We start from the raw sequence: 24,159 nt of genomic DNA, 5'->3' as shown, positions 1-24,159 counted from the left end.
CCGGACGTGTGCGGTGGTCGCCTCTGCGAAGCGCGGCGTGTGGGGTGGGTGGTCGCGGGGAGTCGTTGCTCGGGGTGTGCTCGAGGAGTGCTCGGGGAGGCAGGGGGGAACCACCGACGGCGGCCCGGAAGGCCGCCGTCAGTCGTGGTGAAGTCCGGCCGTCAGCCGGTCAGCGGTGCCCCTCCGGGCGCTGCCGCCACCGGTCCTCGAGCCGGTCGATGAGGCCGCCGCGGCGGCCCTGCCGTGTGCGCCGTGTCGCCGTACCGCCGACCACCTTCAGGTCGGGGGCCTGGCCCCGCCGTCGCGACTGCATCGCGAAAGCGGCCGCGCCCAGCATGACCACGAAACCGGAGACGCCGAGCAGGGTGTTGCTGGCGACCGTTCCGAAGACGACTAGGCAGAGACCAAGGACGATCACGAACGCGGCGATGATGAGCCGGCGCCGTGCGTGGAAACGCGGGTCGCTGGCCCGCACAGCCGAGGCGAACTTGGGGTCCTCGGCAAGCGACCGCTCGATCTGATCGAACAGCCGCTGCTCGTGCTCCGAGAGCGGCACGGCATTCCTCCCCGGGCGCATGTCCGGCCCCACGTGGGGTCGGGGCAGCCGTCGGCTGCCTTATCACGCAAGTTTACGAGGGGGTAGCCGGGTCGGAAAGCGGGACGACCGCCGAGTGCGGGTGATTTTCGGCCCCCGGAAGATCGATTCGTCCGAAAAGACCGGGTAACTCGGCAGATAACCGGTGGTGACCTGCCCGGATACGTTCCGGCGCCGGAGCGGGCCGCCGACCGATTTCATCGACGGACATCATCGGGCGATCAGCAGCGGAACGGTCATCTCGGCCGCGGTGAGGGAGCCGTGATACGCGATCAACCGGCCCACCTTGCCCGGCTCCCGGTCCGAGGCGAGGGCCACCGTCCGGTTGCGGCAGACGACCACCAGGTCACCGATGCGACCCGCGTGCCCGGGCGGCACCGGGCCGAACCAGCCCTCGGCGACCGCCTCGTCCCGGGTCAGCACCCACGCGTCGTCGCCGAGGACGCCCCGCCAGGTGGCGCGCACGTCGTCGAGGGCCCCGTCGGCGCAGTACAGGTAGCGGACCCGGGGCTCGCCGGTCACCCCGGTCAGGCCGGCACGCAGCTCGGGGCGGGTCGCGGTGTCGTAGCGCCCGGCGGCCGGCACGTTGAGCTGGCCGTGATCCGCGACGACCAGCAGCGCGGCGGCCGGCGGCAGCCCGTGCACCAGGCGGTCGAGCAGCCGGTCGACGCCGCGGGCCGCCGCCCGCCAGGCCGGCGAGCAGATCCCGTCCTCGTGACCGCAATGGTCCAGGTCGGGGTGGTAGCCGTAGACGAGCGCCGGGCCGCTCTCACGCAGCGCGGTCAGCATCCCCTCGGCGACGGCGTCCCCATCGGCGGCGCCCCGGTACACGCCGCCACGGTTCGCGGCGAGGCTCAATCCGGTGCCCTCGAACTGGGGACGGCTGACCACGGTGACGCGTACCCCGGAGGCCGTTGCTCTTTCCATCCGGGTCGGCACCGGCTGCCACTGCGCCGGGTCCGGGTCGTCGGTCCAGGCGATGTGGGTGAGCGGGCGGCCGTCCGGGCGGCGGACGGTGAAGCCGAGGATGCCGTGCGCGCCGGGCGGCGCCCCGGTGCCGAGGGTGACCAGGCTGACCGGGGTGGTGGAGGGGAATCCCGCGGTCAGCGTCCCGGCGTGACCGCGCCCGCCCGCGGCCAGATCGGCGAGGACCGGGGCGTACGGCGCCATCAGCGGCAGCTGATACGCCCCCATCCCGTCCACCAGCAGCACGCCGATCCGGTCCACCCCGTCCAGCCGCTCCCGGAGCCCGAGGACGTCGTCCGCACCGGGCACCCCGAGGACCGCGCAGACGCTGGGCAGCAGGTCCGCGAGCGACCCGGCGCCGTAGGCGGGCGTGATCATCCGGAGCGCGTCCGGATGCAGTCCGTCGTCGGGCACGGGAGCTATCGGAGGATCCCCCATGGGTCAGGAGCGGCGGGCGAAGAGGTGCAGCTGGGAGGCGATGTCCCGGAACGGCGGGTGCGCGCTCAGCGCCAGCTCCAGGTCCAGCACCGCCTGCGGGTCCTCCTCCAGCACCGTGGCCGGCAGCAGGTCGGCGACCACCCGGACGCCGTGCACCTCCTCGACCGTCAGCCCGGCGGCGGCGAGCAGCCCGGCGGCCGTCTCCGCGTCGTACCGGCGGCGCAGCGTGTCACGCGGGCCGGAACGCCCCTCCGGGTCGGTGACCAGGGCGGACGCGGCGGCCAGGTGACCGTTCACGGCCCGGTTGAGCACCGCGGCGGCGCGGCCGGCGACGAGCAGGCTGAGTGCGCCGCCCGGGCGCAGCGCGGTGGCGATCGCGGCGGCCACCCGGGACGGGTCGTCGACCACCTCGAGGACGGCATGGCAGAGGATCAGGTCGGCGGCGGCCGGCTCGACCAGGGTGGCCAGGGCGTCCCCGTCGCCCTGCACGGCGGTGACCCGGTCGGCCACCCCGGCGTCGGCGGCCCGCCGGGTCAGCGCGGCGAGCGCGTCCGGGCTGGCGTCGACCACGGTGACCCGGTGCCCGGCCTCGGCGAGCGGCACGGCGAATCCACCGGTCCCGCCGCCGACGTCGAGGACGGTCAGCTCCCGGCCGGCGTGCCGGTCCAGCTCCCGGCGCAGTACGGCCCAGACCGCCGCGGTACGCGCGGTGGTCGCCGGCTTTCCGGTACGTGCGAGTGCGGTGTCCACCCCCGCAGGGTATCGGTCGGCGGCCCTCAGAACTCGAACAGGACGCCGGTCGCCCGCGCGAGCTCGCAATCATTGCCGTACGTGTGCCGCCACGTCACACTCCGCCCCCGCCACACCCCGGTGACCTGCGCGGTGACCGGCCGGAAGACCAGGTAGCAGTACGTGTCCCCGGGCGAGAGGCGCCCCGGGTCCGCGCCGACCACGGCGAGGGCCGCGCAGGCCTCGGCCGCCCGGGGATGCCCGCCGCCGGCCGGATCGCAGGTCAGCGCGACCGTCACGGGACCGCCCGAGCCGTCCTCGTACATCAGGCGCAATGTCGAGGTGGCGACCGGTGCGGGCTGGACCGCCATGATCGCCGCCACGGCCATTGCGATTTTCAAGGCCATATTTCGGATTTTATCGGAAATCTCGGGAGCGAGGCGTGACCGGCGGCGTGATCGCCTCCAGCCGGTCGGCGACCAGGTTCACCACCCCCTCCACCTTCTCCAGCGTGCCCCGGATCAGCAGCGCGGTACTGGTCCGGGCCACCCGCCGGTACCGCGTCCACAGCCCCGGTGAGCAGGTCACGTTCAGCATCCCGGTCTCGTCCTCCAGGTTCACGAAGGTCACCCCGCCCGCGGTGGCCGGCCGCTGCCGGTGGGTGACGATCCCGCCGACCCGGATCCGGGTGCCGGCCGGCACCTCGGGCAGCGACGCGATCGGCAGCGCCCCGGCCGCGGTCAGCTGCTCGCGGAGGAACCGGGCCGGGTGTGTCTCCGGCGAGAGCCCGGTCGCCCAGACGTCCGCGACCAGTTCGTCCACCTCGCTCATTCCGGGCAGCATCGGGGCCTCGGTACCGGTCACCGTGCCGGGCAGCCGGTCCGGCCGGTCCCGGGCGGCCGCACCCGCCGCCCAGAGCGCCTCCCGCCGGGAGAGCCCGAACCCGGCGAACGCGTCGGCGGTGGCGAGCGCCTCCAGGTGGGCGGTGGTGCACCCGGTCCGCCTCGCGAGATCCGTCATCGACCGATAGGGGCCATGCTCGCGGCGTTCCCTCTCGATCGTGGCGGCCAGGTCGTCGCCGATCGTGCGTACCCGGGCGAGGCCCTGCCGGACCGCCGGGCCGCCGAGTCCCCACGCCTGCGGCGGCTCCCCCGGCTCGCTCGACCGGCGGGTCGACGGCGCCGTCTCCAGGATCGCGGCGGCGTCGCTGCGGTTGATGTCCGGGCGGCGCACCTCGACACCGTGCCGCCGCGCGTCGTCGACCAGGGTCTGCGGCGAGTAGAAGCCCATCGGCTGGGCGTTGAGCAGTGCCGCGCAGAACGCCGCCGGGTGGTACCGCTTCAGCCAGGCGCTCGCGTAGACCAGGTAGGCGAAGCTCATCGCGTGGCTCTCCGGGAAGCCGTAGCTGGCGAACGCGGAGAGCTTGTGGAACAGGTCGTCGGCCAGTTCGCCGGTGATCCCGTTGCCGGCCATCCCCTCGTACAGTCTGATTCTGATCTTCTCCATCCGCTGCACCGACCGCTTCGAGCCCATCGCCCGCCGCAGCTGATCGGCCTCGGACGGGTCGAAGCCGGCCACGTCGATCGCGAGCTGCATCAGCTGCTCCTGGAAGAGCGGCACCCCCAGCGTCTTGGCCAGCGCGTTCTCCATCAGCGGGTGCGGCACGCGGGGCGGCTCCAGGCCGTTCTTCCGTCTGATGTACGGGTGGACCGACCCGCCCTGGATCGGACCCGGCCGGATCAGCGCCACCTCGATCACCAGGTCGTAGAACTCACGGGGCTTGAGCCGGGGCAGCGTGGCCATCTGGGCCCGGCTCTCCACCTGGAACACCCCGACCGAGTCGGCCCGGCAGAGCATCGCGTAGACCTCGGGGTCGTCGAGCCGCATCGTCCCGATGTCCAGCTCGTCGTCGATCATGTCGTACGCGTAGTGCAGCGCCGAGAGCATCCCGAGGCCGAGCAGGTCGAACTTGACCAGGTCGACGGCGGCACAGTCGTCCTTGTCCCACTGGAGCACGGTCCGTCCCGGCATCCGCCCCCACTCCACCGGGCAGACCTCGATGATCGGCCGGTCGCAGATCACCATGCCGCCGGAGTGGATGCCCAGGTGCCGGGGGAAGCCCTGCACCTCGTTCGCGAAGTCGACCACCCGCTGCGGGATGTCCGCGTCGGCGGTGGCCACGTCGCCCCACCGGTCGATCTGCCTGCTCCACGCGTCCTGCTGCCCGGCCGAGAAGCCGAACGCCCGGGCCATGTCCCGCACCGCCGACCGGGGGCGGTACGAGATCACGTTCGCGACCTGCGCGGTGTGCTCCCGCCCGTACTTCGCGTAGACGTGCTGGATCACCTCCTCCCGCCGGTCCGACTCGATGTCCACGTCGATGTCGGGCGGCCCGTCCCGCTCCGGGGCGAGGAACCGCTCGAAGAGCAGCCGGTGCTCGACCGCGTCCACGTTGGTGATGAAGAGCGCGTAGCAGACCGCCGAGTTCGCCGCCGAGCCCCGGCCCTGGCAGTAGATGTCGTTGTCCCGGCAGAACCGGACGATGTCGTAGACGACCAGGAAGTAACCGGGGAAGCCGAGCTCCTCGATCATCCGGAGCTCGTACTCCAGTTGCCGGTACGCCCGCGGGTGGTGCTCGCCGTACCGCTGCCGGGCGCCCTCCCGGGTCAGCTCGCGCAGCCAGCTCATCTCGGTGTGCCCGTCGGGAACCGGGTAGTCCGGCAGCCGGGGCGCGACCAGATCCAGGTCGAACGCGAGATCGTCGGCGTACATCGCGGCGTTCGCCACCGCGCCCGGGTACGCCGCGAACCGCCGGGCCATCTCGTCGCCGCCGCGCAGGTGGGCGACGCCCGCCGCGGGCAGCCAGCCGTCCATCTCGTCCAGGCTGCGCCGGGCCCGGACGGCGGCGAGCGCGGTGGCGAGCCGGCGGCGGGACGGGGTCGCGTAGTGAACGTTCCCGGTCGCCACCACCTCCAGCCTGCGGGCGCGGGCCAGCGCGTACAGGACGTCGTTCCGGTCCTCGTCGTACGGATCGCCGTGATCGGTCAGCTCGACGGCCACGTTCGGCGCGCCGAAGAGGTCCACGAGCCGGTCCAGTTCATCCGCCGCGCCCTCGACACCCCGGGTGGCCAGGGCGAGCGGGACGGTCCCCTTGCGGCACCCGGTCAGCACCAGCACGTGATCCCGGAGCGTCTCGGCGATCGCTTCCAGTCCGCCGTACTCCGGGCGCCCCTTCTCCCCACCGGCCAGCTGCCCCTCCGAGATCACCCGGGCCAGTCGCGCGTACCCCTCGTGGCCGTGCGCGAGGGCCAGCAGATGAGACCCCTCCGGGTCCGGCTCACCGTTCTGCGGCCTGGAAAGGCCGAGGGAGAGCTCCGATCCGAATATCGTACGCACTCCCAGCTCACGGGCCGACTGTGAGAAGCGGACAACCCCGTAGAACCCGTCGTGATCGGTCACCGCCAGTCCGGTCAGGCCGAGCCGGGCCGCCTCCTCGGCCAGTTCCTCGGGGTGGCTGGCCCCGTCCAGGAAACTGAAGTTCGTATGGCAGTGCAGCTCCGCGTAGTCGGTGCCGGACTCCGCACGCACCAGCCCCGGCGCCCGCCGGTACGGCTCCCGCTTCCGGGTCCAGGCCGGCGAGTCACCCCCGTCCCCGTCGACCGCGAGCGGGTCGGCGACGGCGTCCGGCCCGGGCTCGCCCCAGAGGTCACGGGCCTTCCGGGCGGCGCTCCGCCGCCCGGAGAGCGTGCCCTCCATCTCGGCCCAGGACCTCTCCGGGTTGTGGAAGCTCATCGGAGAATCCCCTCAGTCATAGAGCGCCTCCACCGACCAGCGGCCCGCGGAGAGGGAGAGCAGCAGCGCCCGGCCGTCGGCCAGGGTCATCTGGAACCGGACCCGGCGGCGGGACTCCTCCGGGGCCCACCAGCGCTCGTCGAGCGGCCATGGACCGGCCCATCCGGTGATCGGGACCGGGGCCGCACGGTCCACGGCCAGGCTGGTGGGGACGCCGGTGACCTCGAGCCGGGCGCTGACCCCGACCGGGAGCCCGGTCTCGTCGTAGACCACCGCGGGCCGAGGCTCCGGGAACACCACCGAGGGAGACGGCGCGGGGAGACGGCCGGGCCAGGGCGGCTGCCGCATCGGGGGCCGGCCGGACCGCCGGGTGGTCTGCCGGTTCGAGAGCTCCGGCCGCGCCGACTGCTCTCTGAGATGGGCAAAATCGGTCTCCTGACCCAGGATCGGAACGCTCTCCACCCCCGGGACCGGTGCCGCTCGCGGCGCGGCCGGACGACGCGGCGACCGCTCGTCGCCCCACGGCACCAAGCGAACCTGATCATCGGCGGACCGGCCGCCGTCGAGCACCGGCGTGACCACCGACTCCGGCCCGAGCAGGCCCTGCACCCGGCTGAACGCCCGGTGCGCGCGGTCCCGTTCGGCGCCCGCGTCACCCCAGAGCCCCGGTTGCAGCCCCACGTGGGCGAGGATCCCGTCCGGGATCAGGCTCAGCCGGACCAGCCCGGCGGTCGGCCGGACCGCGGTGCCGCGCCGGGCCCCGGTCAGCCAGCCGTCCAGCTGCCAGCGCACCCGCTCGGCGATCGCGGCCGCGCCGAGCAGCCCGTCGTGCCGCCACACCCGGTGCAGCTCCTGACCGTCCTCGGTCACCGCCTCGATGCCCAGCCGGGTACAGGCCAGACCGTACGCAGTCAGCCGGTCGTGCAGCTGCTCGGCCAGGATCCGCCCGGCGAACGCGGCTGTGTCCACTCGGGCCAGAGGTTCGTCATAGGTCTCCGTGACGGCCAGGTCCGGGGGCGGCTGCCGCACCGCGAGCGGCCGGTGGTCCTCACCCCGCGCGAGCCGGTGGGCCAGGGCACCCTCGAGACCGAATCTGGTCAGCACGTCCCCGGGCGGCAGCGCGGCGAACTCCCCCAGCGTCTTCAGCCCGAGCCGCCACAGCAGATCGGTCAGCTCGGGCCGCCCGAGGGCCTCGATCGGTTCCCCGGCGAGAAAGGCCGCCGTCCCGCCCGGCGCGACGATCAGCCCGGCGCGCGCCGCGATCCCGGCCGCGAACACGCTGTCCGCGATCCCGATCTGGCTCTCCACCGCGCAGCTCTGCGCAACGTGCTCGACGATCCGCTCGGCGGCCCGCTCCTCCCCGCCGTAGTACCGGGACGGCCCACGGGCGGCGAGCGCACACGCACCCGCCCTGATCACCTCCACCCCGGCAGCGACCTCCTCGACCGCCGCGACCACCGGTTCGAAGGCCCGCGCATCCCGTCCGGGGTCATGCTCAACGACGATCAGTTGCGGACAACGGGACTGCGCTTCCCGCCGCCTCAGCCCCCATCGCACACCTTCCCGGCGCGCGGCTTCGGAGCAGGCGAGCACCCGGTTGTCATGGAGCACCGCGACGGCGTGCGCGGAGGACGCCCCGTCCACGATCTCGGCAGCGGTGACCGGCCAGTCGGGGCACCAGAGCAGAAGGGTCCTCATCAGGCACTCTCCCGACGGGGCTCCACCAGCGTCAGCCCTGTCGGCGTCACCCCTGCCTGTGTCGGTTCTGCCGACGCTCCCTGCTGGTCGTTATTTCGTGAAATAACGCCTATATCCGATTTTGTAACCAGCCCCGGCATCCACATGGTCGACTCCTTGGGCCGGGCCGCCGCCCCGCGTCCACGCGCCACCACGGTCACCTCACGCCGCCGCAGCCTCCCCCGCCCGTCCCCGAGCCCTTCCCACTTCCCCCGGCTCACCTGAAGGGTCACATCCGCTCCGGCCCAGTCCCCGAACGGCACCAGCACACTCCCCCGCTGCCGCGCCCGCGCCGCCAACCGGCTCGCGATCGACGCCGGCACCTCCCCCGGTACGGCCGCGACCACCACGTCCACCCCGTCGATCAGCGCGGCCACCACGGTCGGCCAGTCCGGTCCGGGCTCCGGCACCAGCGCCAGCCGTTCCAGCACGATCCCGCTCTCCGCCGCCGCGAGCACCCCGAGCCCCGGCACCCCGACCACCGCACACCAGGACCCGGCCCGCGACGCCTCCACCAGCAGCGCCAGCATCAGCGACATCCCGCCCGCCGCGCACCCGGCCCCAGCCGCCCGCGTGCCACCCACACCACGCGGCATGTCACCCACACCACGCGGCATGTCACCCACACCACGCGGCGATCCCGCGATCGCCACCGTGTGCCCGCGGCGCAGCCCTCGGCCGGGCAGCAGTTCCCCCAGCTCGGCCACCACCGGCAGCATCCGGTGGGCTCCCGCCTCCGCCGAACCGGTCGCGGTACGAACCAGTCCGGCCAGCGCGGACGTCCCGCTGATCATGTGCCCCGCCATCGTGCCGCCCCGCTCTGCTCCCCGTGCCGCCCCGCTTCCTTCCCACGCCCACCCGAACCGCGCCGCCCACCCGAACCACACCGCCCGAACCGCGCCGCCCGCCCGAACCGCGCCGCCCACCCGAACCGCGCCGCCCGGGCTGCCCGCGCTCTCTCCGGGCAGGCAACAGCTCTGGGAGCAGGGAACTCCAGCACGCAGGCATCGCCGGTCCGGCCTCGGGGATCACGAGAGGCGGCGGCGAACGCCCCTCGTGACCCGCGACCCCGGACCGGCGATCCCGGTGCCCGGTTCTCCGCCAGACCGACTCAGCCAAGCAACTCAGCCAAGCAACTCAGTCAAGCAACTCAGCCCGCAGGTTCAGCCACACTGGCTCAGGCCGCCCGGCTCACCCGGCGACAACGGCTCCGGCCTCAGGCCGCCCGGCTCACCCCGGCGGCAGCGGCTCCGGGCTGGTCATGCGGCCAGTGGTGGCTGGTAGGCCACCCCCAGGGAGGACTCCGCGACCGCGACGAACTGTTCGGCGGCGCGCAGCAGGTCGTCGGCCTCGCGGGCGCTCACCACGTGCGGGATGCCCGCCTCGGCCGCCGCCCGCTTGCCGGCGCCGAGCGCGAAATAGCCCGCCCACTCGCCGAACTCCGGCGCGACCATGACGAGCAACGACCAGACGCTGGTCGCCCTGGTCCGGCGGCTGCCGGACGGCACTCCGGGACGGGCGCGGGCGGCGAGCAGCGCGGCGGCCGCGCGCAGGGCGGCCAGATGGGCGGTCGCATACCGCAGACCGTCGGGCCCGGTGCGCTCCGCCTCGGCCAGGCCCTGCCGGGCGATCGCCAAGAGCTGGGAGGGTGTCCGGTGGGGCAGCATGTGCGCCGGGACCGTGGGCGCCTCGGCCCGGGCCGAGGCGCCGGGCACCGGCGCCAGGCCGGAGACCGGCTGGATGCTCGCCATAGGGTTTCTCCTCGCCTGTTCCGCGTCTTCCACGTCTTCCGCATCGACATGTGTGCGATTCACCGGGCCGCCGCGGAGAAGATTCGGCGACCAGGAGGTCGGGCAGCCCATGACCGGGGGCGGCCGATGCCGGGGCTCCACTGGGCAGTGGGAGCCCCGGCGGGCAGCCGGCCGGATGCGAAGCTTCCCCACACCACACCCGGCCAACAGCTCCGGCGGGTCCGTCGCCCGCCACCGGGGGTCAGGGGGCGACGAGCGACGGCCTGCCTTGTGCCGGCCCGGACCCGCGAATGCCCGGACCACGCGTGCGGCACTTCGCGGTGCCGCACCCGGAAGACGCGCCGCGAAACACGCTCCCGGGGCCAGAACGGAGATCTTTCGAACATCCGTTCTAACTACCGCCGACACTAGCACCCCCGCACGAGAAAACCACGACCTTCCCGGCCCTTTTTCGAACAGATGATCGACTCCCGGAAGGCGGTGATCAGCCCGGAAACAACATCATCATCGATCCCATCCTGCTAACGTCCCCGATGAGCAGGATGGTGAGCAGGATGATGAGCAGGATAGGATGACATGAACGCCGAGGAGCTTGCGGAGATCGTCGAGAACCTCCGCCTACTGGGCAGTGACCTGGCGGATGTAGAGGTGAAGAAGTCTCAGGGCGGCCTGCCGAAAAGCCTGCGCGAGACGTTGTCCGCCTTCTCCAACACGCGTGGCGGAACCGTCATCCTAGGCCTCGACGAGACAGAGAGATTCGCACCGGTAGCACTCCCGAATCCCGCGAAGCTCGCATCTGACGTGGCCTCGCTCTGCTCCACCGAGATGGAGCCGCCGTTACGGCCTCACATCCAGATCCTGCCCTTCGAGGGGACTCAGATGCTCGTGGCCGAGGTACCCGAGATCCCCCGTGAGCAAAAACCCTGCTATTACAAGGGAGCCGGTCTCACCAAGGGCGCCTACACACGGGTCCATGACGGCGACAGGCAGTTGTCCAGCTACGAGGTGCAGATGATGCTGTCTGCCCGGGGCCAGCCGAAGGACGACCTGGAGCCGGTACCGGGCGTGGGCCTCGAAGCACTCGATCCCCATCTCATCACGGCCATGGTGCTGCGACTCCGCGGCAGCCGCCCGTACGTCTATCGCAATCTGACCACGGAGGAGATCCTCCGCCGCACGAGGATCCTGATTCCTCGCTCCGACGGATCGGGGGACGACGTGTCCGTGGGTGGTCTCCTCGCGCTGGGCGACTACCCGCAAGAGCACTTCCCTCAGCTCATGATCACCTTCGTCCACTACCCCACAGTGAACGGCCCGGACGAGGAGTCCGGCGTCCGGTTCCTCGACAGCGTCGCGATCGAAGGGCCGATTCCGGTCATGGTTCGCGACACGCTCGCCGCCGTACGGCGCAACATGTCCCGCCGATCCATAACCACGGGGGCCGGGCGGCAGGACATCTGGGAATACCCCGAAACCGCTTTACGGGAGGCCGTCACCAACGCTCTCGTACATCGGGATCTCTCCCCTGCTTCACGGGGCTCACAGGTCCAGGTCGAGATGTTCCCGGACCGGCTCGTCATCCGGAACGCCGGCGGCCTCTACGGTCCGGTGACGTTGGAGAACCTCGGTACGGAGGGAGCAACGTCGTCACGTAACGCCGCGCTCCTCAGAATTCTGGAGGATGCCCCCATCCCGGGTGAGGACCGAACGGTCTGCGAGAACCGCGGATCGGGAATCCGCGCCATGCTGATCTCCCTGCGACGTTCCGGTATGTCCGCTCCGACGTTCGACGACCGGATCTCTTCCTTCGTGGTGACCTTCCCGAACCACTCGCTGCTGAGTGATGACGTGATCCGGTGGATCGGCGGCCTCGGCGAGCAGGGATTGACGGACAGCCAGTGCATGGCGCTGGGAGCGTTGCACGACGGAGCGGACCTCGACAACGCCGGCTATCGAAAACTGACCGGGCTCGACTCTCGCAAGGTCACGGCCGAGCTTCAGGACCTGGTAGCCCGCCAGCTCGTGGAACAGGTGGGTACTCGCCGGTGGGCCCGATACCGATTGATGCGGCCCGGTTCAGGTGAAGGGACAGGGCCGCATCATCGGACAACGCAGGCGGACAGGCGGCAGGAGATCCTCGACGCGATCGGCTCCACGATCGCCTCCCGCGCCGAGCTCGCGGCGCGAACCGGACTGTCGGATCAGACCGTTCGCCGCTGGCTCACCCTGCTCCGCAAGGAGGGCCTGGTCGAGGCGACGGAGAGGTCGACCGCGAGCAAGCACACCAGATACCGCCGCTTGTAGCTCGGGGTCAGCCGACGTGGACGGCGGGGCGGCGGTTCTGGTCGGGCTCGTGCTGGCGGATGATCTCGCGGACCACCGGGGCCGTGTCGCCCCTGCCCAGAAGCAGGTAGCGGAAGAGGTGACCCAGCGGGCTGCCCTCGGCCCACTCGAAGTAGCAGTGCGGGCGTAGGCCGGTGGCGTCCCGGAGGGCGAGCAGCACCGCGGCGATCGCGTTCGGGGCGGCCGGGCTCTCCACCCGCAGGATGCGGTAGCCGTCGACGTCGACGCCGCGTACCGCCAGGGCGTCGCTGAACGCGGACGGGTCGGCCACGTCCACCTCCAGGAAGAGGATGTCGGCGCGGCCCGGTACCGGGTTCATGCCGCGCTGCTCGCCCTCCTTCGCCGCGTACTCCGTCTCGTCGCCGGCCTGCCGCCGGTTGGCGATGATGTTGAGCTGGCCGTCGTGGGCGATCGAGTCCGCGATGAAGCGGCGGGCGGGTTCGTCGAACTCGATGCGGTCGGCGCGCAGCTCGGTGGTCCGGGTGACCCGGGAGATCAGCGAGATCAGGATGATCGCGCCGATGAAGACCGCGGAGATGGCGATGCCGTCCGGCTTCTCGATGATGTTGTCGCCGAGGGCGTAGAGCAGGACCAGCGTGAGTACGCCGAACCCGGCCGTCGCCCCGCGCTGCCCGGCCCGGTGCGCCGAGACGGTCACCGCGAACGCGCCGGAGACCATCATCGCCAGGATGCCGGTCGCGTACGCCCCGGCCTGCGCGTTCACGTCCGCACCGAAGGCGATCGTGAGGCCCACGCTGATCACCGTGTAGACCAGCACCACCGGGCGTACGGCACGGGCCCACTCCGGCGCCATCCCGTACCCGGGCAGGTAGCGCGGCACGATGTTGATCAGGCCGGCCATCGCGGAGGCGCCGGCGAACCAGAGGATCAGGATGCTGCTGATGTCGTAGACGGTGCCGAAGACCTCGCCGAGCTTCTCGTGCGCGAGGTAGGCGAGGGCCCGCCCGTTCGCCTGCCCGCCCTCCTCGAACTCGGCGGCGGGGATCAGCACCGTGGTCACGAAGCTCGTCGCGATCAGGTAGACGCTCATGATCCCGGCGGCCGTGGTGAGCAGCCTGCGGGTGTTGTGGATCCGTTCCTCGCCGCTGGAAGAACGGATCAGCGGCATCATGCTGACCCCGGTCTCGAACCCGGAGAGCCCCAGCACCAGCGCCGGGAATGCCAAGATCGACGGGCCCAGGAGAGAAGAGAAGCCGCCCGTGGAGCCGAGCCGGGAGGTCCAGGCGGAAAAGGCGCCCGAGGTGCCGAAGACGTCCACCAGACCGACCACGGTGATCACCGCGTTCAGCAGGAGGAAGATCGCGACCAGCGGGATCGCCACCCCGACCGCCTCGCTGAAGCCGAGCAGGAAGACGAAGCCGAGGACCAGCAGCAGCACCACGGTGATCAGCACCTGGTGCCCGTGCAGGAAGCCCGGCAGGTACGGGTTCTCCGACATGTGCACGGTCGCGTCCGCCGCGGACAGCGTGATCGTGATGATCCACGAGGTGCAGACGAAGCCGAGCAGCACCAGTACGAAGACCTTCCCGCGCCAGAACGGCAGCAGGTCCTCCAGCATCGCCACCGAGCCCTGCCCGTGCGGGCTCTCCCGGGCCACCCGCCGGTACATCGGCAGCATCCCGAGCAGGGTCAGCGCCACGATCAGCAGCGTCGCCAGCGGGGAGAGCGCCCCGGCGGCCAGCGCGGCGATCGCAGGCAGGTAGGAGAGCGTGGAGAAGTAGTCCACCCCGGTCAGGCACATCACCTTCCACCAGGGCTGCTGGTGCTCGGTCTGCTCCGACTCGGGCCCGACCGGCTGCACCCGGTGGGCCAGCAGCCAGCGCGCGGCCGGCCGGGTCGGCGTGTAGGGCCGCACCGGGCTGTCCACGCAGGCCGGCACCTCGATCTCCGCGCTCACTGGCCACTCCTCGATAGGACGCAGGTGACAGGATGCACCATGAACACCACAGGAGGCGGGTATGGCACAGACGATCGTGGTCACCGGCGCCAGTTCCGGCATCGGACTGGCCGCCGCACGACAGCTCGCCGCCCGCGGTGACGAGGTGGTGATGGTCGGCCGCGACCCGGACCGCCTCGCTGCCGCGGTCGAGCTGGTCAAGCCGGCCGCCCACTACCGCGCCGACTTCGAGGTCCTCGACGAGGTCCGTGAGCTCGCCGCGGCCCTCCTGAAGAACCACGAGCGGATCGACGTCCTGGCGAACAACGCCGGCGGCATGGTCGGTCACTACCGCGAGACCGTGGACGGGCACGAGGCGACCACGCAGGGCAATCATCTCGCCCCGTTCCTCCTCACCCACCTGCTGCGCGAGCGGCTGACCGGCGGGCGCGTCGTGAACACCGCCTCCCGCGCGCACCGCCAGGGCAGACCGGGGACGGTCTTCACCGAGGACGCACGGTCGTACAGCAAGTGGCGTTCCTACGGGGCGGCCAAGGCCGCGAACATCCTCTTCGCCGCGGAGGCCGCCCGACGCTGGCCGGAAGTGTTCAGCGTGGCCTTCCACCCCGGCGTGGTGCGCACCAATTTCGGCGCGGGCTGGCTCACCCGCCTCGTCTGGAAGCACGCGCCCGGCCTGATCACCCCGGAGGCCGCCGGTGAGCTGCTGGTCTGGCTGATCACCACGCCGCCGGAGCAGCTGGAGAACGGCGCCTACTACGTCGGCCGGACGGTCACCCGGCCCTCCGCGCACGCCCGTGACCCGCAGTTCGCCGGGAGGTTCTGGGACGCCAGCGCCGAGGCCGTCGGACTGTAACGGATCATGTCGCTGGTCGCTCTGCACGTCTGGCGGGTGCCCCGGCGCGCCATCGGCCCGGCCCTGCTGCGCATGGCCTTCGCCCGCCGTCACCTGCGCGGCGTCCGCTTCGGCAGGTTCCTCGGCACCGGCACGGGGATCACCTTCGGGCCCGGCGACGCGGATCTCTCCCGCTGGGCGGCGATCACCGTGAGCGATTCTCCCGTACGATTCCCTGCCTGGGACGGCATCGCGATCGGGCAGGCACGGCTCGACCTGACGCCGCTGATCAGCCGCGGACAGTGGTCCGGTCGCGAGCCCTTCCAGCCCACCGGGGAGAAGGCCGACGGCACGGTCCTCGCGCTCACCCGTGCCCGGCTCCGCCCGTCCCGCGCGCTGCGTTTCTGGCGTGCCGTCCCGCCGGTGGCCCGCGAGGTGGCCGCCGCACCGGGACTGCTCGCCCGCTTCGGGATCGGCGAGGCACCGATCGGCTGGCAGGGCACCGTCAGCGTGTGGCGGAGCGCGGCGGATCTCACCGCGTTCGCGTACCGTCAGCCGGAGCACCGCGCGGCCATCGCCCGCACCCCTGCGGACCGCTGGTACGCCGAGGAGCTCTTCGCCCGGTTCGCGGTACGCGACATCAGCGGCGACCGTTCGGTGCTCGGCTGGCAGAATGCCGGTCCGGAACACCCGGCGGAAGAGGAGCGGCTTAACCGATGAGGCTCGTTGCTTGGCAGCCGGACGACCTGCTGCGCCGGCTGGACGACGTGGTCGCCGTGTACGGCGAGGCGATGGGCTACCGACAGGAGCTGCTGCAGACCCGCCGCGGCTACATCGGCTCGCACGTGCGCCGCCCCGGTTTCCGCGCGGTGGCCACGCTGACCACCGAGGGCAAGGTCGCCGGTTTCGGGTACGGCTACACCTCCGCCGCCGGCCAGTGGTGGCACGACCAGGTCCGCTTCTCGCTGGACGAGCCGTCCCGCCGGCACTGGCTGACCAACTGCTTCGAGGTCGTCGAGCTGCACGTCCGCCCGGCCGCCCAGGGCCACGGCGTCGGCGCCCGCCAGCTGCGCGCCCTGCTCGCGATGGCCGAGGGCCGCACGGTGCTGCTCTCCACCCCGGAGGCCGACGAGCAGGCGTCCCGTGCCTGGCGCCTCTACCGCCGCTTCGGCTTCACCGACGTCCTCCGGCACTTCTACTTCCCGGGCGACGAGCGCGCCTTCGCCATCCTCGGCCGCGAGCTACCCCTCACCGCCGCCCACCCGGTCGAGGGACTCCCCGGCGCCTCCACCTCTTGACCGGCTCCGGCGTCCCCGCGGAGTCAGGCATTTCCGAAAAGCCGGAGAAGCCGGGGGGATGGGGAGGCGCGGCGGTCCCCTGGGCGCTCCTGGCCACGCTCGTTCTGGCGCAGATCACCTATCCGCTCACCCATGGCAGCGCCCGGGCGCACGTCACCGTGCTGACCGTGGTGCTCGGGGTCGTGCTCTCGCTGAGCCACGCCTGGCTCACCCGCGGGGCCCGTCAGGCCGGTGCCCTGGTGCTCACCGCGACGCTCGGCGGGTTCGCGGTCGAGGCCGTGGGTGTGGCGACCGGATTCCCGTTCGGGACCTACGACTACTCCGGGCAACTGGGGCCCCGGCTGCTCGGCGTACCGCTGATCATCCCGCTGGCCTGGACCTGGATGGCCTGGCCCGCCTGGCTCGCCGCGCTCCACGCCGTCCGCTCCCGGGTGGGCCGGATCCTCGTCGCGGGGACCGGGCTGGCCGCCTGGGACCTCTTCCTCGATCCGCAGATGGTCGCCGAGGGCTACTGGCGGTGGCACTCCCCCACGCCCGCGCTCCCCGGCGTACCCGGCATCCCGGCCGGCAACTACCTCGGCTGGCTCGCCTTCGCACTGCTCCTGATGACCGCCCTCGCCGCCGCCACCGGTGCCCGGGAGCCGGATCCCGCCGACGCCCCGATGCTCGCGCTCTGGCTCTGGACGTACGCCTCCTCGGTCCTCGCCCACGCGGTCTTCCTCGGCCTTCCCGCCTCCGCCGCCTGGGGTGCGCTGCTGATGGGCGCCACGCTGATCCCGCTGGGAAGGACGCTGTGCATCTCTGCCTCACCCTCCTTCTCGCGCTGAACGCCCTGCTCACGGCCCACACCGCGGTCAACGCCCGGCTGCTGCGCCGGCCCCGCCGCGACGCGGGCAGCACCGAGCGGATCGCCGTGCTGCTGCCGCTGCGCAACGAGGCCGAACGGGTCGGCCCCTGCCTGCGGTCCCTGCTGGCCCAGCGCGGCGTGCCGAACCTGAGCATCCACGTCCTCGACGACGACTCCACCGACGACACCGCCGGCGTGGTCCGGGCGATCGCCGGGGACGACCCCCGGGTCACCCTGCACCTCGGCGCTCCCCCACCCCCGGGATGGCTCGGCAAACCGCACGCCTGCCATCGACTGGCCGGGTACGTCCCCGAGGCCGACCTCCTGGCCTTCGTCGACGCCGACGTCACCCTGGCACCCGACGCGATCGCCGGTGCCGCCGCGCTGCTCCGGGAGGCCGGCGTCACGCTGCTCAGCCCGTACCCCAGGATCGAGGGAGCGGGCCGCCTGGCGCAACCACTGCTGCAGTGGTCCTGGCTCACCTTCCTGCCGTTGCGCCTGATGGAGCGCTCGCCGCGCCCGTCGCTGGCCGCCGCCGGTGGGCAGTGGCTGATGGTCGACCGCGCCGGGTATCAGCGGGCCGGTGGGCACGCCGCCGTGCGCGACCGCGTCCTGGAGGACGTCGAGCTGGCCCGCGCCGTCAAACGCTCCGGCGGCCGGATCGCGCTGGCCGACGGCTCCCGCCTCGCCACCTGCCGGATGTACGAATCCCGGCGCGAACTCGCCGACGGCTACGCCAAATCGCTCTGGGCGTCCTTCGGCTCGCCGTCCGGCGCGGCCTGCGTCCTCCTCTTCCTCCTTCTCACGTACGCTCTCCCGCCCCTGATCGCACTCTCCTGCGCGTTCCTTGCTCCGATGTGGGCGGTGCTCGCGGGCGCCGCCTATCTCCTCGCGGTCCTCGGCCGGGTGATCGTCGCGGCCGCGACGGGTGGCCGCGTCCTCCCCGACCCGCTGGCCCATCCGGTGTCGATCGTGTACTTCGGCCGGCTGGTGGCCCGCTCCTTCCGCGGCCGGCGCCGCGGGACGCTGACGTGGCGGGGCCGCCCGCTGGGGTGACCGGGACGCCGCGGTGCACCAGGAGAGGGCGCCCGGCGGCGCTCCGCTACGGTCTGGCGCTCCGCTACGGTCTGGCGCGGCGGGACGTGCGGGCCCGAGGACGAGGGGTGCCGGGATGGCGGCGGGTCGAGGGCGTAAGCCGATCGTGGTCGAGGGGCTGGTCCACGCGGAACCGACGGTGATGGCCTGGGCGGACGGCGAGCGCGAGCTCTGGTGGTCCCGGGCAGCGGCGCTCGATCACGGGCTGGCGGAACCGGACTGGGGACTCGCCGCGACCGGCGCCGACCGGCTCTCCGACCTGACCCCGCCGCAGGCCTCCTGGCTGATCACGACGGGACCGGACGCACCGGCCCGGGCGCTGCTCGCGACCTCGGCGCCGATCCGGTACCGGCAGCAGGCCGACCTGTCCCGGGTGGCGGTGGCCCGGTTCGAGCTCGACGCGCTGCCGCCGGCGCTCCGGGACGCGGGCGAGAACGCCGACCGCCTCGGCTTCCTGCTGCTGCCGTACCGGGGTCCCGAGGCGGCGGCCCTGGTCGCGGGGTGGCTCCGCCATCTCGGCTCGGCGCGGCTCTGGGCGCGGCTGTGGCTGGCCCGGCACCCGGAGGCCGCGGCGGCGGCGCTGATCCCGGCGGCGGCCGGGCGCCCGGGAAAGCCCCGGCAGAACGCCGAGGAGGCGCTGCGCCACCTGGCCGTCACCGGTCACCGGCACACCGTGCTCACGGCCGCCGACGGATACGGCGCGGCCGCCCTCGACGCGATCACCGCGCTGCTGGAGGACGCCGGCGACACCCCGGCCGCGCGGAAGGTCAGGGCCCCCGCGTGGGCCCGCGCCGACCTGCTGCCCGAGATCCGGACCGCGGACGGCGGGATCCTGCCGGCCGAGGACACCGCCCGGCTGATCGACGGGCTGATCCGGACCCGCCTGGACGACGCGCCGGAGCCCCCGCCCGGCGATCCCGCGCCCGCCGACGGGCGCCAGCCGGGCGTCGAGTCCTCGGCCGCCGCCCAGCCGCTGGTCGCGCCGCCCGGCCCCGGGACCCGGCAGCTGATCGCCGCCTGCGATCGGGCGAGCCTGGCGGCGTTCGGGCGGGCGCTGTTCGACGCGTGGACGGCCGACGGGATGCCGGCCGCCGAGGCCTGGGCCGTGCTGGCGCAGGCGCACCTCGGCGACGACGCCACGATGGAGGCGGTGGCACCGCAGGTACGCTCCTGGCCGGGGCGCAGCCGGTGGGCGCGGGCGATCGACGGGTTCGCGGTGCTGGCCACGGTGGGCACCGACACCGCGCTCCGGCACCTGCTCGCGATCGAGGAGGGGATGTCCGGCGGGGCGATGAACGACCGGGCGCTCGACTACCTGACCCGGGCCGCCGGGCGCCGCGGGCTCTCGGTGACCGGGCTCGCCGACCGGCTGACCGTCACGCACGGGCTGGAGACCGGGGTCGTCCTGGACTACGGGGCGCGGGAGTTCACCGTGGTCGTCGACGAGCATCTGACCGCTTCGGTACGCGCGGCGGACGGGCGGGTGCTCGCGCGTCCACCGAAGCCGGGCGTGAAGGACGCCCGGCCCGACGCGTACCAGAAATTCTTGATCTTGAAAAAGGATCTCCGGGCGACCGCGGTGGCCCAGATCGCGCGACTGGAACGGGAGATGCACACGCACCGCCGTCGCCCGGCGCGCGATCTGCCCGGCGTCGTGCTGCCGCACCCGGTCCTCGGGCCGATCGCCCGGCGGCTGCTGTGGGGCGAGTACGACGCGGAGGATCGCCTGGTCCGCGCGGTCCGGATCGCGGAGGACGGCAGCTTCGCGGACGTCCACGACACCACCGCGACCGTCGGCGGGGACGCGCCGCTCGGCATCGTGCACCCGGCGGAGCTGGGCATCGAGCTGGGCACCTGGGCGCACACGTTCACCGACTACGAGATCCTGCAGCCGTTCCCGCAGGTCCACCGGCCGGTGGTGACGCTGACCGCCACCGAGCGAACGGCGACCAGTCTGACCGGATTCGGTCCAGTGCCCACCGAGCGGGTCGTGGCCCTGATGCGCGACCGGTGGGCGGGGAACGCCTACCAGTCCGCGTCCCGCCGGCACACCCAGCTGTCCCACCCTCTCCCCGGCGGGCTGACGCTGCTCGTCCAGGTCGAGCCCGGCGTGACCATGACCGGTCAGCAGGTGAGCGACGAGCAGCGGATCACCGAGATCTGGGCCGACGACGCGTGGTCGGACCACTGGCAGCGGGCACGCCGCGTCGCGATGGGCGACTGCGACGCGGCCGCCCTCTCCGAGCTGCTGGTCGAGCTGCACACCCTCATTCCCTCGTGATGAGCTTCGCGTACGCCACCACGTCCTGCGGGTCACGGGTCGCACAGCCCACGTAGTTGTCCGGCCGGATCAGCATCAGGGCCGGCCCGTGCACGTCGTACGCCCCGGCGGCCGCCGCGTCGTCGATCCGGTGCACGGCGATCGACCCGGGCAGCTCCGGCAGGTAACCGGTCCAGCCGAAGGCCAGCAGGGTCGCCCGCGGCCCCCGCAGCAGGTCGAAGATCCGCCCGTCCGCCAGCGGCGCGTCCGGGGCGCGGTCGCCGGCCCGGACCGCGCCCGGGCCGGCCCGGTGCTCGGCGGCGAGCGGGCCGCCCCGGTAGTTCAGCGAGAGCTGCCGCAGCACCGGGTCGTCGCGGCGCATCGCGTCCTCCTCCCCGTCGTACTGCTTCCGGTGCAGCTTCGTGCTGATGCCGAGGACGTGCGCGGCGACCGGCAGGCGCTCCGCCTCGTACGTGTCCAGCAGCGCGTCGTCGCCGGTCGCGAGCTTCCAGCCCAGGTTGAAAGCGTCCTGGATCCCGGTGTTCAGGCCCTGCCCGCCGGCCGGGGAGTGCACGTGGGCCGCGTCGCCCGCGAGGAACACGTTCCCGGCCCGGAAGCGGGACGCCATCCGCATGTTCGCCCGGAACTCCGACGTCCAGCCGATCTCGGTCACCGTGATCGACGGGTCCACCCCGGCGACCAGCTCCTCGACACTCTTCCCCTTCTCCGGGGTGGTCAGCTGCCACCAGTCGGTGCCGGCGAGCGGGCAGAGGCCGAGCTTGAGCCCCTGCCCCTCCGGCCAGATGTGCCAGGCGTCCCGGTCCAGCCCGGTCAGGCGCACGTCGGCGATGAACATCCGCTCCTCCTCGTGGGTGCTGCCCTCGAAGGGGATGCCGAGCGCCTTGCGGATCGTGCTGCGCCCGCCGTCCGCCCCGACGACGTAACGCGCCGTGACGATCTCGCCGGTGTCCAGCGTCAGGCGTACGCCGGAATCGTCCTGGGTCAGGCCCGCGACGCCGGTGCCCAGCTCGACCGGGATCCCCTCGGCGAGCAGTTCGGACGTACGCCATTGGGGCACCATCAGCCCGTTCGGCCAGGGCACCGAGGGGGTCGGCTCGTGCACCTCGTCCATCCGCTGCTCCATGGTCCCGCCGTCCGGCAGGTGGATCAGCAGCGACGGGTAGAGGCCGCCGACCGCCTGGAACCGGCCGAGCAGGCCCATCGCGTCGAGCACCTCGAGCGTGCGCGGCTGGAGCCCCTTGCCCCGCGACCCGTCGAACGGCTTCGGCGACCGCTCCAGGATCCGGAACGGCACGCCGCGGCTCCGCAGCTCCCGGGCGAGGGTGAGGCCGGTGGGGCCGGCGCCCACAATTACAGTGAACTTGGATTCAGTGAACATAGATTCACCGTAGAGCGCTGCTAATCTCCCCGTCAAGGGGGCGGGGATGTCAGTGCGAAAGCAGCAGGCGGAGCGGACCGAGGCGGAGCTCAAGGCCGCGGCGATCCGGGTGTTCGAGCGGGTCGGCTACCTGAACGCCAAGATCACCGACATCACCGCCGAGGCAGGCCGCGCGACCGGCTCGTTCTACAAGCACTTCGCCAGCAAGGAGAAGCTGCTCGAGGCGCTGCTGGAGGACCTGCTCGACGTCGGGGACGCCAACGCCCTGCAGGCCGGCCACCTCGACGACTTCCGGGACCGGGCCGCGGTGCGCTACCACGTGGCCGCCTTCTGGCAGACCTACCGCCGGCACCGCCCGGTCCTGGTCGCGCTCCAGCAGGCCTCGATCGTCGACGAGGAGTTCGCCCGCCGCAGCCGGGAGATGTACGAGCCCGACCTGCACCACATCGCCGACCACATGCGCCACCTGCCGGGCGATCCACTGATGGCGGCGTCACTCTTCACCGTCACGCTGGCGGCCCTCGCCAACGGCTGGCTCGACGCGAACCACCCGACCCCGGTCCGGGCGGTGACCTCGGACGAGGAGGCGATCGAGGCCATCACCACCTTCCTGCACGCCGGCCTGGGCGCCGACTTGGGCGCCGGCCTGGGCGCCGGGCCCGGGGCCAGCCCTTCCAGCCCGCTCAGCCCAATCAGCCCTTCCAGCCCGCTCAGCCCTTGAGGACCACTCAGCCCCTGAGGCCCATGATCACGATTCGCAGGGTGCGCTCCTGCAGGCCGGCGTCCCAGCCGCCGTGCAGGGCTCCCTGGGAGAGGCTGACCAGCAGCGCCATCACCTCCGGCACCTCGACGTCCGGCGCGACCTCGCCGGCCGCCTGAGCCTGCGCCAGCAACGACGCCACCGCGTTGCGGAGGTGCCCGACCGCCTCGGGCAGGCCGATCTCCACCCCCGAGCGGGCCAGCAGGTCGACCACCGACCGCTTCGCCGCCGCCTGGGCGACCAGCCGGCGGAGGAACTCGAACAGCCCGCCACCCGCACCCGGCCCGTCACCCGCACCCGACTCGCCGCCCGCACCCGACTCGCCGCCCCCGCCACCCCCGCCCAGTTGGCCGGCCTCCGCGATCAGCCGGGCCAGCAGGCGCTTCATGATGGCCGCGAGCAGGTCGTTCTTGGTCGGGAAGTGCCGGAACACCGTGCCGATCGCCACCCCGGCCCGGCGCGCCACCTCCTCGGTCGACGCACCCGCCCCGCCCTCGGCGAACACCGTCTCGGCCGCGTCCAGGATGCGCGCCCGGTTCCGCTGGGCGTCCGCGCGCAGCGGCGGTCCCTCTAGCAAGTCGAGTCTCCACTCATTATTCTGCGAGGCAGCGAAGTCGAGTACCCACTCATCTTAATCCGGAGGTACGTCGTGACACCGCACCAGATCTTCGACCGCATGCGCGCGGAGTGGCTCTCCGGCGCACCCACCTACGACGGCGCCATGCTCGCCGACGACGTGGTGACCGAGCTGCCGTTCGCCCCGCCCGGCCGGCCCACCCGACTGGAGGGGAAGCAGGCCGTCATCGAGCTGGCCCGGGCCGGGCGCGCGAGCTTCCCGGTCCGCTTCGACGACTGCCGCGACGTGGTGATCCACGAGACGGCCGACCCGGACGTGATCATCGTGGAGTACGAGCTGGTCGGCACGCACACGGCCACCGGGGTGCAGTCCTCGGCACCGTTCATCGGGGTACTGCGCACCCGGGACGGCCTGCTCGCGGGCTGGCGCGAGTACCAGCACACCATGGCGATCGCCGCCGCCCTGGCCGGATAGCCACGCCCCAGGAGAGCCACGCCCGGGGAGAGCCACGCCGCCTGGAGCACCGCAGGCCGGGCGGCAGGCGCACACGAACAGCACCGGTGGGGCAGCAGTCGCACACGAACAACGCCGACAGGGCAGCAGCTGCACACGAACGGCGTGGATCGGGCGGCGCGTGCACACGATCAGCCGGGTTCAGGTACGCCGGGCGCACACGACCCATGATCGGGTGCACGCGCAGCCATTGGTGGCTGGTGGTGAGGGGTGTGTCGGCGGGCTTGAGTGACCTCTGGGTGCCAGCTTTCCCGGCGCGGCTGGTGGTCAGGGGTCTCTCGGAGGGCCTGAGACACCCCTGGCCACCAG

20 protein-coding genes are annotated in these 24,159 nt (G+C 72.7%); 9 read left to right on the top strand and 11 right to left on the bottom strand.

Annotated features, from left to right (window positions below):
* Positions 1-169: 169 nt before the first annotated feature.
* The 8 genes from AB0M08_RS25240 to AB0M08_RS25205 form a co-directional block, all read right to left on the bottom strand.
* The gene (locus tag AB0M08_RS25240) at positions 170-556 is read right to left on the bottom strand and encodes a DUF3040 domain-containing protein (protein WP_364497787.1); all 387 of its coding nucleotides are present in this window, start codon (positions 554-556) and stop codon (positions 170-172) included.
* Between the two features lie 249 nt (positions 557-805).
* Entirely contained in the window at positions 806-1,999 is a 1,194-nt protein-coding gene (locus tag AB0M08_RS25235) for a nucleotide pyrophosphatase/phosphodiesterase family protein (protein ID WP_364497785.1), read from the bottom strand.
* Between the two features lie 3 nt (positions 2,000-2,002).
* The gene (locus AB0M08_RS25230) at positions 2,003-2,749 is read right to left on the bottom strand and encodes a methyltransferase domain-containing protein (RefSeq protein WP_364497782.1); all 747 of its coding nucleotides are present in this window, start codon (positions 2,747-2,749) and stop codon (positions 2,003-2,005) included.
* A 26-nt stretch (positions 2,750-2,775) separates the two neighbouring features.
* Positions 2,776-3,135: an SSI family serine proteinase inhibitor gene (locus tag AB0M08_RS25225; protein WP_364497780.1), complete on the bottom strand. Its 360-nt coding sequence runs from the start codon at positions 3,133-3,135 to the stop codon at positions 2,776-2,778.
* A 10-nt stretch (positions 3,136-3,145) separates the two neighbouring features.
* A complete protein-coding gene (locus AB0M08_RS25220; protein ID WP_364497778.1) occupies positions 3,146-6,520 on the bottom strand; it encodes an error-prone DNA polymerase in 3,375 nt (1,124 codons plus the stop codon).
* Positions 6,521-6,532: 12 nt separating this feature from the next.
* A complete protein-coding gene (locus tag AB0M08_RS25215) occupies positions 6,533-8,218 on the bottom strand; it encodes a DNA polymerase Y family protein (RefSeq protein WP_364497775.1) in 1,686 nt (561 codons plus the stop codon).
* Positions 8,218-9,063, bottom strand: a complete 846-nt coding sequence (locus tag AB0M08_RS25210) for a hypothetical protein (protein WP_364497772.1) — start codon at positions 9,061-9,063, stop codon at positions 8,218-8,220. Before AB0M08_RS25210 ends, AB0M08_RS25215 begins: the two co-directional genes overlap by 1 nt.
* Positions 9,064-9,516: 453 nt before the next feature.
* Positions 9,517-9,924, bottom strand: a complete 408-nt coding sequence (locus tag AB0M08_RS25205) for an SAV_6107 family HEPN domain-containing protein (RefSeq protein ID WP_364498011.1) — start codon at positions 9,922-9,924, stop codon at positions 9,517-9,519.
* A 660-nt stretch (positions 9,925-10,584) separates the two neighbouring features.
* On the opposite strand from AB0M08_RS25205, the gene AB0M08_RS25200 reads away from it, so the two are divergent.
* On the top strand, positions 10,585-12,312 hold the full coding sequence (locus AB0M08_RS25200) for an ATP-binding protein (RefSeq protein ID WP_364497770.1): 1,728 nt from the start codon (positions 10,585-10,587) through the stop codon (positions 12,310-12,312).
* 7 nt (positions 12,313-12,319) lie between these two features.
* On the opposite strand, the gene AB0M08_RS25195 is transcribed toward AB0M08_RS25200, so the two are convergent.
* Complete coding sequence (locus AB0M08_RS25195; protein WP_364498008.1) at positions 12,320-14,251, bottom strand: amino acid transporter; 1,932 nt, start codon at positions 14,249-14,251, stop codon at positions 12,320-12,322.
* A gap of 79 nt (positions 14,252-14,330) precedes the next feature.
* Here AB0M08_RS25195 and AB0M08_RS25190 point away from each other — a divergent pair, with 79 nt between their 5' ends.
* The 6 genes from AB0M08_RS25190 to AB0M08_RS25165 all read left to right on the top strand — a co-directional run bounded on the left by AB0M08_RS25190 (position 14,331) and on the right by AB0M08_RS25165 (position 20,622).
* Entirely contained in the window at positions 14,331-15,122 is a 792-nt protein-coding gene (locus AB0M08_RS25190; RefSeq protein WP_364497767.1) for an SDR family NAD(P)-dependent oxidoreductase, read from the top strand.
* Positions 15,123-15,128: 6 nt separating this feature from the next.
* Positions 15,129-15,821 carry a monooxygenase gene (locus AB0M08_RS25185; protein ID WP_364497764.1) on the top strand — a complete coding sequence of 231 codons (693 nt, stop codon included), beginning with the start codon at positions 15,129-15,131 and terminating at the stop codon, positions 15,819-15,821.
* Positions 15,818-16,399 carry a GNAT family N-acetyltransferase gene (locus AB0M08_RS25180; RefSeq protein WP_364497761.1) on the top strand — a complete coding sequence of 194 codons (582 nt, stop codon included), beginning with the start codon at positions 15,818-15,820 and terminating at the stop codon, positions 16,397-16,399. Before AB0M08_RS25185 ends, AB0M08_RS25180 begins: the two co-directional genes overlap by 4 nt.
* A 29-nt stretch (positions 16,400-16,428) precedes the next feature.
* Complete coding sequence (locus AB0M08_RS25175) at positions 16,429-17,226, top strand: carotenoid biosynthesis protein (protein ID WP_364498005.1); 798 nt, start codon at positions 16,429-16,431, stop codon at positions 17,224-17,226.
* Positions 17,193-18,302: a glycosyltransferase family A protein gene (locus tag AB0M08_RS25170; RefSeq protein WP_364497758.1), complete on the top strand. Its 1,110-nt coding sequence runs from the start codon at positions 17,193-17,195 to the stop codon at positions 18,300-18,302. The genes AB0M08_RS25175 and AB0M08_RS25170 overlap by 34 nt, the downstream gene beginning before the upstream one ends.
* A 115-nt stretch (positions 18,303-18,417) precedes the next feature.
* The gene (locus AB0M08_RS25165) at positions 18,418-20,622 is read left to right on the top strand and encodes a DUF4132 domain-containing protein (protein ID WP_364497755.1); all 2,205 of its coding nucleotides are present in this window, start codon (positions 18,418-18,420) and stop codon (positions 20,620-20,622) included.
* On the opposite strand, the gene AB0M08_RS25160 is transcribed toward AB0M08_RS25165, so the two are convergent.
* Positions 20,609-22,000 (bottom strand): FAD-dependent monooxygenase, encoded by a 1,392-nt coding sequence (locus AB0M08_RS25160; RefSeq protein ID WP_364497753.1) that lies wholly within the window; start codon positions 21,998-22,000, stop codon positions 20,609-20,611. The genes AB0M08_RS25165 and AB0M08_RS25160 overlap by 14 nt on opposite strands.
* Positions 22,001-22,046: 46 nt before the next feature.
* Here AB0M08_RS25160 and AB0M08_RS25155 point away from each other — a divergent pair, with 46 nt between their 5' ends.
* Positions 22,047-22,721, top strand: a complete 675-nt coding sequence (locus tag AB0M08_RS25155; RefSeq protein ID WP_364497751.1) for a TetR/AcrR family transcriptional regulator — start codon at positions 22,047-22,049, stop codon at positions 22,719-22,721.
* Between the two features lie 7 nt (positions 22,722-22,728).
* On the opposite strand, the gene AB0M08_RS25150 is transcribed toward AB0M08_RS25155, so the two are convergent.
* The gene (locus AB0M08_RS25150; RefSeq protein ID WP_364497749.1) at positions 22,729-23,337 is read right to left on the bottom strand and encodes a helix-turn-helix domain-containing protein; all 609 of its coding nucleotides are present in this window, start codon (positions 23,335-23,337) and stop codon (positions 22,729-22,731) included.
* 72 nt (positions 23,338-23,409) lie between these two features.
* On the opposite strand from AB0M08_RS25150, the gene AB0M08_RS25145 reads away from it, so the two are divergent.
* The gene (locus tag AB0M08_RS25145) at positions 23,410-23,811 is read left to right on the top strand and encodes a nuclear transport factor 2 family protein (protein ID WP_364497747.1); all 402 of its coding nucleotides are present in this window, start codon (positions 23,410-23,412) and stop codon (positions 23,809-23,811) included.
* Positions 23,812-24,159: the final 348 nt, after the last annotated feature.

The sequence above is a fragment of the Actinoplanes sp. NPDC051851 genome, assembly GCF_040681165.1.
Lineage (GTDB): Bacteria > Actinomycetota > Actinomycetes > Mycobacteriales > Micromonosporaceae > Actinoplanes.
The sequence above is the reverse complement of the archived record's forward strand: the minus strand, read 5'-3'. Positions and strand labels throughout refer to the sequence as shown.

Coding starts and splice junctions, on each gene's coding strand:
- AB0M08_RS25185 (WP_364497764.1), top strand. CDS start 15,129: ATGTCGCTGGTCGCTCTGCACGTCTGGCGGGTGCCCCGGCGCGCCATC.
- AB0M08_RS25210 (WP_364497772.1), bottom strand. CDS start 9,063: ATGGCGGGGCACATGATCAGCGGGACGTCCGCGCTGGCCGGACTGGTT.
- AB0M08_RS25225 (WP_364497780.1), bottom strand. CDS start 3,135: ATGGCCTTGAAAATCGCAATGGCCGTGGCGGCGATCATGGCGGTCCAG.
- AB0M08_RS25200 (WP_364497770.1), top strand. CDS start 10,585: ATGAACGCCGAGGAGCTTGCGGAGATCGTCGAGAACCTCCGCCTACTG.
- AB0M08_RS25220 (WP_364497778.1), bottom strand. CDS start 6,520: ATGAGCTTCCACAACCCGGAGAGGTCCTGGGCCGAGATGGAGGGCACG.
- AB0M08_RS25205 (WP_364498011.1), bottom strand. CDS start 9,924: ATGCTGCCCCACCGGACACCCTCCCAGCTCTTGGCGATCGCCCGGCAG.
- AB0M08_RS25180 (WP_364497761.1), top strand. CDS start 15,818: ATGAGGCTCGTTGCTTGGCAGCCGGACGACCTGCTGCGCCGGCTGGAC.
- AB0M08_RS25165 (WP_364497755.1), top strand. CDS start 18,418: ATGGCGGCGGGTCGAGGGCGTAAGCCGATCGTGGTCGAGGGGCTGGTC.
- AB0M08_RS25155 (WP_364497751.1), top strand. CDS start 22,047: ATGTCAGTGCGAAAGCAGCAGGCGGAGCGGACCGAGGCGGAGCTCAAG.
- AB0M08_RS25190 (WP_364497767.1), top strand. CDS start 14,331: ATGGCACAGACGATCGTGGTCACCGGCGCCAGTTCCGGCATCGGACTG.
- AB0M08_RS25160 (WP_364497753.1), bottom strand. CDS start 22,000: ATGTTCACTGAATCCAAGTTCACTGTAATTGTGGGCGCCGGCCCCACC.
- AB0M08_RS25215 (WP_364497775.1), bottom strand. CDS start 8,218: ATGAGGACCCTTCTGCTCTGGTGCCCCGACTGGCCGGTCACCGCTGCC.
- AB0M08_RS25235 (WP_364497785.1), bottom strand. CDS start 1,999: ATGGGGGATCCTCCGATAGCTCCCGTGCCCGACGACGGACTGCATCCG.